This is a genomic window from Xanthomonas sp. NCPPB 3761 (genome assembly GCF_041475705.2).
In the GTDB taxonomy this organism is placed as follows: domain Bacteria; phylum Pseudomonadota; class Gammaproteobacteria; order Xanthomonadales; family Xanthomonadaceae; genus Xanthomonas; species Xanthomonas phaseoli.
Window position 1 is genome coordinate 2,525,105 of the sequence record NZ_CM191262.1, and the last position, 12,356, is coordinate 2,537,460.

The 12,356-nt window shown below is 66.2% G+C and carries 9 protein-coding genes and 3 pseudogenes; 9 read left to right on the plus strand and 3 right to left on the minus strand.

Annotated elements, in window-relative coordinates; genetic code table 11:
- The first annotated feature begins 1 nt into the window (after window position 1).
- The 8 genes from flhA (at window position 2) to ACCQ00_RS11130 (ending at window position 9,212) form a co-directional block, all read left to right on the plus strand.
- Complete coding sequence (gene flhA / locus ACCQ00_RS11095; RefSeq protein ID WP_017154938.1) at window positions 2–2,074, plus strand: flagellar biosynthesis protein FlhA; 2,073 nt, start codon at window positions 2–4, stop codon at window positions 2,072–2,074.
- 751 nt (window positions 2,075–2,825) lie between these two features.
- A complete protein-coding gene (gene flhF / locus ACCQ00_RS11100; RefSeq protein WP_039573484.1) occupies window positions 2,826–4,517 on the plus strand; it encodes a flagellar biosynthesis GTPase FlhF in 1,692 nt (563 codons plus the stop codon).
- Window positions 4,504–5,388 (plus strand): MinD/ParA family protein, encoded by an 885-nt coding sequence (locus ACCQ00_RS11105; RefSeq protein ID WP_005918202.1) that lies wholly within the window; start codon window positions 4,504–4,506, stop codon window positions 5,386–5,388. The genes flhF and ACCQ00_RS11105 overlap by 14 nt, the downstream gene beginning before the upstream one ends.
- Entirely contained in the window at window positions 5,385–6,152 is a 768-nt protein-coding gene (locus ACCQ00_RS11110; protein WP_008576048.1) for an RNA polymerase sigma factor FliA, read from the plus strand. The genes ACCQ00_RS11105 and ACCQ00_RS11110 overlap by 4 nt, the downstream gene beginning before the upstream one ends.
- A gap of 35 nt (window positions 6,153–6,187) precedes the next feature.
- Entirely contained in the window at window positions 6,188–6,580 is a 393-nt protein-coding gene (cheY, locus tag ACCQ00_RS11115) for a chemotaxis response regulator CheY (RefSeq protein WP_002813536.1), read from the plus strand.
- Entirely contained in the window at window positions 6,580–7,206 is a 627-nt protein-coding gene (locus tag ACCQ00_RS11120; RefSeq protein ID WP_017154802.1) for a protein phosphatase CheZ, read from the plus strand. Before cheY ends, ACCQ00_RS11120 begins: the two co-directional genes overlap by 1 nt.
- 2 nt (window positions 7,207–7,208) lie before the next feature.
- Entirely contained in the window at window positions 7,209–8,867 is a 1,659-nt protein-coding gene (locus tag ACCQ00_RS11125) for a chemotaxis protein CheA (RefSeq protein WP_039573489.1), read from the plus strand.
- A 210-nt stretch (window positions 8,868–9,077) separates the two neighbouring features.
- On the plus strand, window positions 9,078–9,212 hold the full coding sequence (locus tag ACCQ00_RS11130) for a hypothetical protein (RefSeq protein WP_256359346.1): 135 nt from the start codon (window positions 9,078–9,080) through the stop codon (window positions 9,210–9,212).
- A gap of 42 nt (window positions 9,213–9,254) precedes the next feature.
- Here ACCQ00_RS11130 and ACCQ00_RS11135 read toward each other — a convergent pair.
- Window positions 9,255–9,860 (minus strand): annotated as a pseudogene (locus ACCQ00_RS11135) (IS3 family transposase); the annotation flags it as partial.
- Window positions 9,861–9,895: 35 nt separating this feature from the next.
- Window positions 9,896–10,642, minus strand: a pseudogene (locus ACCQ00_RS11140) (IS3-like element ISXac2 family transposase); the annotation flags it as partial.
- Window positions 10,643–10,706: 64 nt separating this feature from the next.
- Here ACCQ00_RS11140 and ACCQ00_RS11145 point away from each other — a divergent pair.
- On the plus strand, window positions 10,707–11,933 hold the full coding sequence (locus ACCQ00_RS11145; RefSeq protein WP_011345585.1) for an IS256-like element ISXax1 family transposase: 1,227 nt from the start codon (window positions 10,707–10,709) through the stop codon (window positions 11,931–11,933).
- 37 nt (window positions 11,934–11,970) lie between these two features.
- Here the strand turns inward: ACCQ00_RS11145 and ACCQ00_RS11150 are convergent.
- Window positions 11,971–12,320, minus strand: a pseudogene (locus ACCQ00_RS11150) (transposase); the annotation flags it as partial.
- Between the last annotated feature and the right edge of the window lie 36 nt (window positions 12,321–12,356).

The following is a 12,356-nucleotide window of genomic DNA, read 5'->3' on the forward strand; positions in this document are numbered from 1 at the left end:
GATGAACGCCCGCCGCGTCATGGAGTTGCTGCGCAACGGCCTGGGCGCCCCGCTGGCGCTGATGGCCATGCTGGCCATGCTGATGGTACCGCTGGCCGCGCCGGTGCTGGATGCGCTGTTCACCTTCAACATCGCCATCTCGCTGATGGTGCTGCTGGCGGTGGTGTACGTGCAGCGCCCGCTGGAATTCACCATTTTCCCGATCGTGCTGTTGATGACCACGATGCTGCGGCTGGCGCTGAACGTCGCCTCCAGCCGCGTGATCCTGATCAACGGCCAGGACGGCCATGCCGCGGCCGGCAAGGTCATCGAGGCCTTCGGCCAGTTCGTGATCGGCGGCAACTACGCCGTGGGTATCGTGGTGTTCGCGATCCTGACCATCATCAACTTCGTGGTCATCACCAAGGGTGCCGGGCGCGTGTCGGAAGTGACCGCGCGCTTCATCCTGGACGCCATGCCCGGCAAGCAGATGGCCATCGACGCCGACCTCAACGCCGGTTTGCTGACGCGCGAGGAGGCCAAGGCCCGCCGCGAGGAAGTCCGCGAGGAAGCCGACTTCTACGGCGCAATGGACGGTGCCAACAAGTTCATCCGCGGCGACGCCATCGCCGCCATCCTGATCCTGTTCATCAACCTCATCGGCGGCATGGCGGTGGGCATGCTCCAGCACGGCATGAGCTTCATGGATGCCGCCTCCACCTACACCCTGCTGTCCATCGGCGACGGCCTGGTGGCGCAGCTGCCGGCCTTGCTGGTCTCCTCTTCGGTCGCCTTGCTGGTGACCCGCGCCTCGCGTGCGCAGGACATGCGCGGGGCCATGGTCAGCCAGGTGTTCGGCCAGCACCGCGCGTTGGCGGTGGCTGCGGCCATCCTCGGCCTGGTCGGCCTGGTGCCGGGCATGCCGAACGTCGCGTTTTTGACGCTGGGCCTGATCCTGGGCGTGATCGCCTGGAAGTTGTACAAGCGCAGCCTGGCAAAACCGGCCTCCGGCGATCCGGCGGCCGATCCGCAGGCGGCGGCCGCTGCGACCGCCGCCCAGGCCAGCGCCGAACTGAGCTGGGACGAGCTGCGCCCGATCGACCCGCTGGGCCTGGAAGTGGGCTACCGGCTGATCCCGCTGGTGGACAAAAACCAGGGCGGCGAACTGATGGCGCGCATCAAGGGCGTACGCCGCAAGCTCACCCAGGACATCGGGTTCCTGGTGCCGCCGGTGCATATCCGCGACAACCTGGAGCTATCGGCCAATGCCTACCGGCTGCTGGTGCATGGCGTGCCGGTGGCCACCGCAGAAATCTATTCCGACCGCGAACTGGCGCTGGACCCGGGCGGTGCGCTCGGCCAGCTCGATGGCATTCCCGGCAAGGACCCGGCATTCGGCCTGGATGCCACCTGGATCCAGCCGCACCAGCGCGCCTATGCCGAATCGATGGGCTACACCGTGGTCGACCCGGCGACCGTGGTCGCCACCCACCTGTCGCACCTGATCCGCGAACATGCCCCCGAACTGCTCGGTCACGAGGAGGTCCAGCAGTTGCTGGCGACCCTGGCCAAGACCGCGCCGAAGATGGTGGAAGACCTCACTCCGAAGGCGCTGCCGCTGTCGGTGGTGGTGCGCGTGCTGCAGAACCTGCTGATCGAGAAGATCCCGGTGCGGCAGCTGCGCAAGATCGTCGAGGCGCTGGTCGAACACGCCCCGCATAGCCAGGACCCGGCTACCCTCACCGCCGCCGTGCGTACCTCGCTGGGCCGCTTCATCGTGCAGGAAATCGCCGGCATGTCGGCCGAGCTGCCGGTGTTCACCCTGGCCCCGCAGCTGGAGCGCGTGCTGCAGGAATCCACCCACGGCAACGGCGTGGCGCTGGAACCCGGGCTGGCCGAACGCCTGCACCAGAGCCTGGCCGATTGCGTGGGCAAGCAGGAAGCCCGCAACGAACCGGCGGTGGTGCTGGTGCCTGGCCAGGTGCGCGCCGCGCTGGCCCGTCTGGTGCGCCACAGCGTGCCGAGCCTGTCGGTGCTGGCCTATAGCGAAGTGCCGGAAGACAAGCGCCTGAAGCTGGTCGGCACGATCAGCTAAAGACTAGCGCCCCTCATCCGGCGCTGCGCGCCACCTTCTCCCGCCTGCGGGAGAAGGCAACGGGTTGCCAGCGCTGCAGCGGCGTTGCACCAACCCCTCCCTTCCACCACCTGCGGGGGAAGGTGCCCGAAGGGCGGATGGGGGGCTGCCGTCTCGCGATGTTCCCGCAGGTGTGACTCTCACGGCACCAACCGCCCTCATCCGGCGCTACGCGCTACCTTCTCCCGCCCGCGCGAGAAGGCAACGGGTTGCCAGCGCTGCAGCGGCGTTGCACCAACGCCTCCCTTCCCCCGCCTGCGGGGGAAGGTACCCGAAGGGCGGATGGGGGCTGCCGTCTCGCGATGTTCCCGCAGGTGTGACTCTCACGGCACCAACCGCCCTCATCCGGCGCTACGCGCCACCTTCTCCCGCCCGCGCGAGAAGGCAACGGGTTGCCAGCGCTGCAGCGGCGTTGCACCAACGCCTCCCTTCCCCCGCCTGCGGGGGAAGGTGCCCGAAGGGCGGATGGGGGCAACAGGGGCAGCCGCCGCACGCGCAACCCTCCTGATCGAGCGCCAGAAATCCAGCACTGCGGTTTTGGCACACCGCATGCATTAGCTCTGGCGAGACCGCAGACAGCTCCACCGCTGCGGGGCGGATGGCAGGACTTGGAACACAAACGGGACAGGCAACTCATGACGCTGGCAACACACCCACATTCATCGCACACCCGTCCGGCGTCCGGCGGGTCCCGTTCCTGGAGGCACTTCGCATGAAAATCAAACGCTTTGTCGCCCCGGACATGCGCACCGCATTCCGCATGGTGCGTGAGGAACACGGCCCGGACGCGGTGATCCTGTCCAACCGTCGCACCGCCGAAGGCATCGAGATCGTCGCTGCCAGCAACTACGACGAAGAGCTCGTGCAGCGCGCCCTGGAAACCGCGCGCTCCGACACTCCGGCCTCCACCCAGCACCAGCAGGCTCCCGCCCAGCCGGCAGCCGCCCCGCAAGCCCCGGCCAAGCCCGCTGCTCCGGTGCACGCGTTGCTCAAGCCGTCTGCCGACGCCGAGGCAAGCCAGCGCCAGCGCGTCGCCAGCGCCGCCGACGACATGATTGCCGCCATGGCGCTGCGCCAGCCGGTCAGCGTGCCGCGCCAGGCGCCGGTCGCCGCCCCGGTGCGTACCGCCAGCATTCCTTCGCCCGCTGCCCAGGCACTCGCCCACGCGGTTGCCGTCACCGCCGCGCCGCGCCAGGAACACGCGCTGTCGGCCGTGCCGGAACAGCTGTTCGCCGACTTTTTGACCACTGCCCCGGTGCAGCGCCCGGCCATGCAGGCCGCCCCGGTCCAGGCGCCGGCTCCGGTCGTGGCGGCCACGGTTGCCGCCCCCGCCTACGCCGCCCAGGACCAGGACGACGACGCCTTCGCCGACGAGGCCGACTTCGATCTGGACGACGCCCTGCCGCAGATCCTGCCGCCGGCCGCGCTGCCGCCGATCGTGGTCGCCCCGCCGGCCCTGGCCGCCGTGCCGGTTGCCGCCACGCCGGCGCCGCAGAACGACGAAGAACTCAAGCAGCTGCGCGGCGAACTGGCGCTGATGCGGCAGATGATCGAGCGCGAGATGAACCGCCTCACCGACGAGCGCCTGCGTGGCTCGCCGGTGCGCGCCCAGGCGCTGGAACTGATGGACGACTACGGTTTCGACGCCGGCCTGACCCGCGATATCGCCCTGCAGATCCCCGCCGATACCGAATTGCACCGTGGCCGCGGCCTGATGCTGGGCTTGCTGTCCAAGCGCCTGCCGGTGGCCCCGGTGGATCCGCTGGAACGCGGTGGCGTGATCGCCCTGGTCGGCCCGACCGGCGCCGGCAAGACCACCACCATCGCCAAGCTCGCCCAGCGCTTTGCCGCCCAGCACGCCCCGCGCGACGTGGCCCTGGTCACCACCGACACCCAGCGCGTCGGCGGCCGCGAACAGCTGCACAGCTACGGCCGCCAGCTCGGCATCGCGGTGCACGAGGCCGACAGCGCCGAAAGCCTGCTCGAGCTGCTCGAGCGCCTGCGCGACTACAAGCTGGTGCTGATCGACACCGCCGGCATGGGCCAGCGCGACCGCGCCCTGGCCGCCCAGCTGAAATGGCTGCGCGCCGCCCAGCAGGTCACCTCGCTGCTGGTACTGCCCGCCAACGCCCATTTTTCCGACCTCGACGAGGTCGTACGCCGCTTCGCCCACGCCAAGCCCCAAGGCGTGGTGCTGACCAAACTCGACGAGACCGGCCGCTTCGGCAGCGCCTTGTCGGTGGTGGTCGACCACCAAATGCCCATCACCTGGGTGACTGACGGACAGCGGGTCCCCGACGACCTGCACCGCGCCAATGCCGCCAGTCTCGTTCTTCGCCTTGAAGATTTGCGGCGCGCTGCCGATAAGCCCTGTACTCCGGAGCACAACCATGCAGTCGCGTGAATACGCCAAGCTGACCAACGCCTTCCCCCTGTCGGCGACCCGTCCCGAGCCCTTGGGCCCGGTGCGCACCATTGCCGTGACCGGCGGCAAGGGTGGCGTGGGCAAGACCAACATCTCCGCCAACCTGGCCGTGGCGCTCGCCGACATGGGCAAACGCACCCTGCTGCTGGACGCCGACCTCGGCCTGGCCAACCTGGACGTGGTCTTGGGCCTGGCGCCCAAGTACACCCTGGCCGACCTGATCGCCGGCCGTTGCACGCTCGATGAAGTCATCATCGAAGGCCCCGGCGGCGTGCTGGTGGTGCCGGCCGCCTCCGGTCGCCGCCACATGGCCGAACTGGCCCCGGCCCAGCACATCGGCCTGGTCAACGTGTTCTCCGAACTGGAACGCGACCTGGACGTGATGGTCATCGACACCGCCGCCGGCATCACCGACAGCGTGCTGACCTTCTGCCAGGCCGCCCAGGACACCGTAGTGGTGGTCTGCGACGAGCCGGCCTCGATCACCGACGCCTACGCGCTGATCAAGGTGCTCTCGCGCGAACGCGGCGTGGACCGCCTGCAGATCATCGCCAATATGGTGCGCGACCCCAACGAAGGCCGCCTGCTGTACGACAAGCTCTCCCGCGTCTGCGAGAAGTTCCTCGGCGATGTCTCGCTGAACTATCTCGGCCATGTGCCGCAGGACGACTGGCTGCGCCTGTCGGTGCAGCGCCAGCAACCGGTCATCAAGGCCTACCCCGCCAGTCCGTCGGCGCAGGCCATCGCAGAAATCGCACGCCGTACCTCGCGCTGGCAGGCCCCGACCGTGCCGCGCGGCAACGTCGAGTTCTTTGTCGAACGCATCATCCAACGGGGAGTGGCCGCATGAGCACCGCTACCGCAACCACGGCCAGCGCGCAGTACCGCGCCGTGCAGCGCAACAACGCCAACGACGTGGTGACCCAGCACGCCGACCTGGTCCGCCGCATCGCCCACCATCTGGCGGCGCGCCTGCCAGCCAGCGTGGAAGTGGACGACCTGATCCAGGCCGGCATGATCGGCCTGATCGAAGCCTCGCGCAGCTACGACTCCGAACAGGGCGCATCGTTCGAAACCTATGCCTCGATCCGTATCCGCGGCTCGATGATCGACGAGATTCGCAGGGGCGACTGGGTGCCGCGTTCGGTGCACCGCCGCGCCCGCGATGCCGCCGCCGCCGTGCGCAAGATCGAACAGAACACTGGCCGCGCCGCCGCTGCCACCGAAGTGGCCGCCGCCATGGAAATGCCGCTGCCCGATTACCTGCGCCTGATGGAAGATGCCGCACGTGGCCAGGTGCTGAGCCTGGAATCGCGCATCGAAGATCACGGCGAGCTGGACACCACCGCCAAGGGTGGCCCCAATCCGCAGCAGATGATGGAGCGTGGCGAATTCGGCCGCGAGCTGGGCAAGGCCATCGGCCAGTTGCCCGAGCGCGAGCAGCTGGTGCTGTCGTTGTATTACGAGCAGGAATTGAACCTGAAGGAAATCGGCGCCGTGCTCGGCGTCAGCGAATCGCGCGTGTGCCAGATCCACGGCCAGGCGGTGGTGCGTTTGCGTGGCCGCCTCAAAGTCTTCGAACTGGCCGATGCCGGCGTCGAAGTCGACGACTGAATTTTTCGCGTAATTTTTCGTGTTAGGAGCTTGATGTGAACAAGAACATGCGGATCCTGATCGTGGACGACTTCTCGACGATGCGACGTATCGTCAAGAACCTGTTGGGCGATCTCGGCTTCACCAATACCGCAGAGGCCGAAGACGGCAACAGCGCCCTGGCCGCGTTGCGTGCCGGCCCGTTCGATTTCGTGGTCACCGACTGGAACATGCCCGGCATGACCGGCATCGACCTGCTGCGCAACATCCGCGCCGACGCCAAGCTCAAGCACCTGCCGGTGATGATGGTGACCGCCGAAGCCAAGCGCGAGCAGATCATCGAAGCAGCCCAGTGCGGCGTGAACGGCTACATCATCAAGCCGTTCACCGCCCAGACGCTGGAAGAAAAGCTGGGCAAGGTGTTCGAACGTCTGGCGGCGACCGCCTGATGAACGCGACCGTGGAAACCGATGCCGAACGTGCCGCCTTGATCGAGCGCCTGCAGAACGCACTCGATGCACTGGAAAGCGGTGACCAGGTCGCCTGGCGTCGCGAGGTGGATCACCTCGCCGCCCTGCGCACGCGCCCGATGATGCAGAGCCTGAGCCGGCTCGCCCGCGAACTCGGCCAGGCCCTGGGCGAACTGCCCACCGTGCCCGAAGAAGCCGGCGAGCTGGACGATGCCTGCTCGCGCCTGGACCATGTGGTGGAGATGACCGAAAAGGCCAGCCACCGCACATTGGATCTGGTCGAAGAATGCCGCGAGCTGGCCAACCAGCTGCGCAGCGGCGGGCTCAATCAGGACCAGGGCGCGCTGCTGGAAAAGATGCGCCATAACCTGACCGAACTGTCGCTGGCGCAGAGCTATCAGGATTTGAGCGGCCAGATCATCCGGCGCGTGGCCGGCATCGTGCGGCGTGTGCATGAAGGCTTCGGCGCGCTCGGCTTGCCGCCGAAGAATCCCGAGCCGAAGAAAGACGACGGCGGTCTTGCCGGTCCTGCAATCAAGGGCCTGGACCGTCATGCGGTGTCGCAAGACGACGCCGACGACCTGCTGTCCGGATTGGGGCTGTAACCATGAGTGCTGTTCCAGACGATATTGCTGCCGATTTCATCGTCGAGGCCCAGGAAATCCTGGATCGCCTCGGCGAACAGCTGGTCTCGCTGGAACAGGCGCCAGAAGAAGCCGACCAGCTCAACGCGGTGTTCCGCGGCTTCCACACGCTCAAGGGCGGCGCCGGCTTCCTGGCGATCAAGCCCATGGTGGAGCTGTGCCACGCCGCGGAAGAAACCCTGGGCATGGCGCGCTCGGGCCAGGCGGTGCTGCAGGCGCATCACTTCGATGCCGCACAACAATCGCTGGATTATCTGCAGGCCATGCTGGATGCCATGGGCTCGGGCGAAGCCGTGCCGCATGCGCCGGCCACGTTGATCGCGCAGTTCGACGCCAAGAGCGCCCCGCCGGCGATCAAGGCCGCACCGCAGGCGGCCGCTGCCAAGCCGGCTGCTGCCGCACATGGCGACGATGCGCATGCGCCCGCCCCCAAGGCGGCCGGCAAGGCCGCGGCCAAGACTGGCGCCGAAGCCGAACAGACCGTGCGCGTGGACACCAAGCGCCTGGACGCCATCGTCAACCTGATCGGCGAACTGGTGCTCTCGCGCAACCGCTTGAAGACCTTGCGCACCCGCCTGCGCGACGAAGAACTCGACCGCGCGGTCAGCACGCTGGACATCGCTACCGCACGCTTGCAGACCGCGGTCATGCGCACCCGCATGCAACCGGTCAGCAAGGTGTTCGCCCGCTTCCCCAAGGTGGCCCGCGACGTTGCGCGCACCTTGTCCAAGGAAGTGGAACTGGAACTGATCGGCGCCGAAACGGAGCTGGACCGCAATCTGGTCGAAGCCCTGGCCGACCCCTTGGTGCACCTGGTGCGCAACGCCATCGACCACGGCATCGAATCGCCGGCCCTGCGCGAAGCCACCGGCAAACCGCGTAGCGGCCATGTGCGCCTGTCGGCGCAGCAGGAAGGCGACTACGTCAGTATCGAAATCCAGGACGACGGCGCCGGCATCGACCCGGAGCGCCTGCGCGAGATCGCCCGCAACAAGGGCCTGATCGACGCCGAAGCTGCCGCACGCCTGAGCACCGACGAGTGCTTGCACCTGATCTTCATGCCGGGCTTCTCGACCAAGGTGGAAGTCACCGACATCTCCGGCCGTGGCGTGGGCATGGACGTGGTGCAGTCGCGCATCCGCGAACTCAGCGGGCAGATCCAGATCCAGTCCGAACTGGGCCGCGGCAGCCGCTTCATGATCCGCGTTCCGCTGACCCTGGCGATTTTGCCGACCCTGCTGGTGCAAGCCGGCGAAGCGGTCTATGCGTTGCCGCTGGCACGCGTGGTCGAAGTGCTGCACGCACCGCAGACCTCGCTGGGCTGGTTCGACGGCCGCGCCGTGCTCGACCGCCGCTCGCACACCCTGCCCCTGATCGACCTGCGCCGCTGGCTGGGCGTGCCTGCCGAACAACCGCCGCTACTGACCGTGGTGCTGCTGCAAGCTGGCGAAACCCGCTTCGGCCTGGTGGTGGACCAGGTCCGCGGCCGCGAGGAAGTGGTGATCAAGCCCCTGCCCCGTGCCCTGCGCGGCCTGCCCGGCTACGCCGGCGCCACCCTGATCGGTGACGGCCGCATGGCGCTGATCCTGGATGTGGACGGGCTGCGTTCCAGCGATCATTGAGGTTGGGGATTCGGGATTCGGGATTCGGGATTCGGGATTCGGGATTGGGAGAATCGGGAATCGGGAATCGGGAAGACGATCCTGGTTGCCTGATCTAACGACAACGGTCGCGTACTGCGGCCGTTGTCGTTTCACTACCAGCATCGCTGCCGATCGATGCCGCCACGCGCGCAAGCATGGACGCGATGGTTTAGCGACGGCTAGGCTGCCGTGGAATTGAAGCTGGAACCGGTATTGGAACCGTTATTGCAAACCCGAAACTGGAGGCGCATCGAGGCGATTGCCTTGAATCCGGAAAAAGAAAGCGCCGTGGCAGCTACAACAAAACCTCAGATGGCCGCGTGAGACAGGCGCCAACGACTGATACGCCCAGGGTTCCGTAGACACTCAAGACCCTCGTTGCGCGTAGCGCCGTTCAAACTCTACAGGGGACAGGTCACCAGTTGAACCGTGGCGGCGGTTGGGGTTGTAGAACATCTCGATGTAGTCGAATACCTCGGCGCGTGCGGCGTCCTTGGTGGGATAGATTCGTCGCCTGATCCGCTCGCGTTTGAGCAGGCCGAAGAAGCTCTCCACGGGTGCGTTGTCGTGGCAGTTGCCACGCCGACTCATGCTGCACACCAAGCCATGGGACGCCAGGAAACTCTGCCAGTCATCGCTGGTGTAGACCGACCCTTGGTCTGAGTGAACCAAGCAACCAGCATTGGGTTTGCGCCGCCACACCGCAGACAACAAGGCCTGCACGACCAACTCGGTGTCGGCCCGATCGCGCATCGCCCAGCCGACGACCTGCCTGGAAAACAGATCGATCACCACAGCCAGGTACATCCAGCCTTCGTGCGTGCGGATGAAGGTGAAATCGCTCGCCCAGGCCGTGTCCGGCTCGGTCACGTCGAACTGTCGGTCAAGCAGGTTGGCCGCCGCCTTGCACTGCATCCCTCCATGGAAGCGCGGTTTGCGACCATAGCCCACCTGGGCACGCAATCCCTCGGTAATCCCCCCACTTCTAGCGGTCGCCAGAAGTGGAGCTAAGCGGCCATCGCCAACTTCATGGCAGGCGTGATGCCGCCGAGCGCCATATTCGGACGCTCGTGGTTGTACGTCCATAGCCAGCGGGTGGCTTTGTCCTGCACCTGGTCGATGGTGTCGAACAGGGTTTGGGCGAGCCAGGCGTAGCGGATGGTGCGGTTGTAGCGTTCAACGTAGGCGTTCTGCTGTGGCTTGCCCGGCTGGATGTGCTCGACCCGGATACCATGCCGCTGCGCCCAGGACAGCAACGCGCCACTGATGTATTCAGGGCCGTTGTCGCAGCGGATCACGGCGGGCTTGCCGCGCCACTCGATGATCTGCTCCAGCGATCGGATCACACGGGCTGACGGCAGCGACAGATCCACCTCGATCCCCAGCCCCTCGCGATTGAAGTCGTCGAGCACATTGAACAGCCGGAAGCTGCGGCCGTCGGCCAACTGGTCGTGCATGAAGTCCATCGACCAGACCTGGTTGATAGCCTCCGGCACCGCCAGAGGCTCGGGCCGCTCACGCACCAGCCGCTTCCTCGGCTTGATCCGCAGGTTCAACTCCAGCTCGCGGTAGATCCGGTAGACCCGCTTGTGATTCCAGCCAAAGCCCTTCACGTTGCGCAGGTACAGGTAGCACAGGCCAAAGCCCCAGTCGCGATGGGCGGTCGTCAGGCGGACCAGCCAGTCGGCGATCCGGGCGTTCTGCTCGCTGGCCTTGGCCTGGTAGCGGAAGCAGGTCTGGCTCACCGCGAAGGGGCGTGTCCTAGATTTTGTGTAACCGGGCCACAGGCAGGAGACTGCCACCTAACCCGGAGACACCATGAGCCCACGCACACATGAGGTACCCGACGAGCTGCTTAGCAGCCTGTTGGTCAACTACACCAAACCCGAGGATCTGATCGGCGAGAACGGCCTGCTCAAGCAGCTGACCAAGCGGTTGGTGGAGCGGGCGCTGGACGCGGAGATGACCGAACACCTCGGTCATGACAAGCATGAGCCGGTCGCCAACGCGGCCGGCAACACGCGCAACGGACGCAGCCGCAAGACGCTCAAGGGCGAGTTCGGCGAGCTGCCGATCGAGATTCCGCGTGATCGCCACGGCAGCTTCGCGCCACAGCTGATCCCCAAGCACCAGACCCGCTGGGCCGGCTTCGATGACAAGATCTTGTCGTTGTACGCGCGCGGCATGACCGTGCGCGAGATCCAGTCGCACCTGGAGGAGATGTACGGCACCGAGGTGTCGCCGAGTCTGATTTCCTCAGTCACCGATGCGGTCGTCGAGGAGGTCAAGGCGTGGCAGGCGCGGCCACTGGATCCGGTCTATCCGATCGTCTATCTGGACTGCATCCACGTCAAAGTGCGCGAGGGCGCGGTGCGGGTCAAGGCGGTGTACCTGGCCATCGGCATCACCATGGGCGGCGAGAAGGAAGTGCTGGGCCTATGGCTGGCGCAGGCCGAGGGTGCCAAGTTTTGGCTGCAAGTCGTGACGGAGCTACGCAACCGCGGGGTGCAGGACATCTTCATTGCCTGCGTCGATGGCCTGAAGGGGTTTCCCGAGGCGATCGAGGCGGTGTTCCCGCAGACCACCGTGCAGCTGTGCATCGTGCACATGGTGCGGCACAGCCTGAACTACGTCTCGTGGAAACGCCGCGCCGAGGTTGCCGCCGATCTCAAGCGCATTTACGCCTGCGCCACCGTCGAGGAGGCCGAGCAGGCACTGACCGAGTTCGAGGCCAAGTGGGACGCCCAGTACCCGCCCATCAGCCAGTCATGGCGGCGCAATTGGTCACGACTGATCCCGTTCTTCGACTACCCACCGGAGATCCGCAAGGTGATCTATACGACCAACGCCATCGAGTCGGTCAACATGAGCCTGCGCAAGCTGACCAAGAACCGCGGCGCGTTCCCCAGCGACGAAGCCTTGATGAAACTGTTCTACCTGGCTCTGCGCAACATCACCAAGAAATGGACGCTGCCGATCCGCGACTGGAAGGCTGCGCTGAACCGCTTTACGATCCAGTTCGAGGGGCGACTTCCTCAGCGGTAACCCAAACCACGGTTACACAAAATTCTGCACACGCTCCCGCGAAGGCCTGGCAGGCGTGGCGGATGTTCGTACGCCCGCTCGTGACTGCCGATTGGGCCATCTCGCGTCGCTGAGATGGCCTCACCATTTTTTTGCGAGCGCTTCCTTCAGCAGGTCGGTACTGAGCTGCGCCTCGGCGTACATCTTCTTGAGCCGGCGGTTCTCCTCCTCCAGCTCCTTCATGCGCGCGACCATGGACACGTCCATGCCGCCGAACTTGCTGCGCCACTTGTAGAACGTGGCCGAGCTGATGCCGTGCTCGCGGCACAGCTCCGGCACGGGCGCACCGGCCTGGGCCTGCTTGAGCACGGCGATGATCTGGCTGTCGGTAAAGCGGGACTTCTTCATGGAACCTCCTCGAGAAAGGATACGAGAAAATTCCAC

Excerpts from the sequence above, each read along its gene's own strand:
- ACCQ00_RS11145 (WP_011345585.1), top strand. The coding sequence starts at position 10,707 with ATGAGCCCACGCACACATGAGGTACCCGACGAGCTGCTTAGCAGCCTG.
- flhF (WP_039573484.1), top strand. The coding sequence starts at position 2,826 with ATGAAAATCAAACGCTTTGTCGCCCCGGACATGCGCACCGCATTCCGC.
- ACCQ00_RS11120 (WP_017154802.1), top strand. The coding sequence starts at position 6,580 with ATGAACGCGACCGTGGAAACCGATGCCGAACGTGCCGCCTTGATCGAG.
- ACCQ00_RS11105 (WP_005918202.1), top strand. The coding sequence starts at position 4,504 with ATGCAGTCGCGTGAATACGCCAAGCTGACCAACGCCTTCCCCCTGTCG.
- ACCQ00_RS11125 (WP_039573489.1), top strand. The coding sequence starts at position 7,209 with ATGAGTGCTGTTCCAGACGATATTGCTGCCGATTTCATCGTCGAGGCC.
- flhA (WP_017154938.1), top strand. The coding sequence starts at position 2 with ATGAACGCCCGCCGCGTCATGGAGTTGCTGCGCAACGGCCTGGGCGCC.
- ACCQ00_RS11110 (WP_008576048.1), top strand. The coding sequence starts at position 5,385 with ATGAGCACCGCTACCGCAACCACGGCCAGCGCGCAGTACCGCGCCGTG.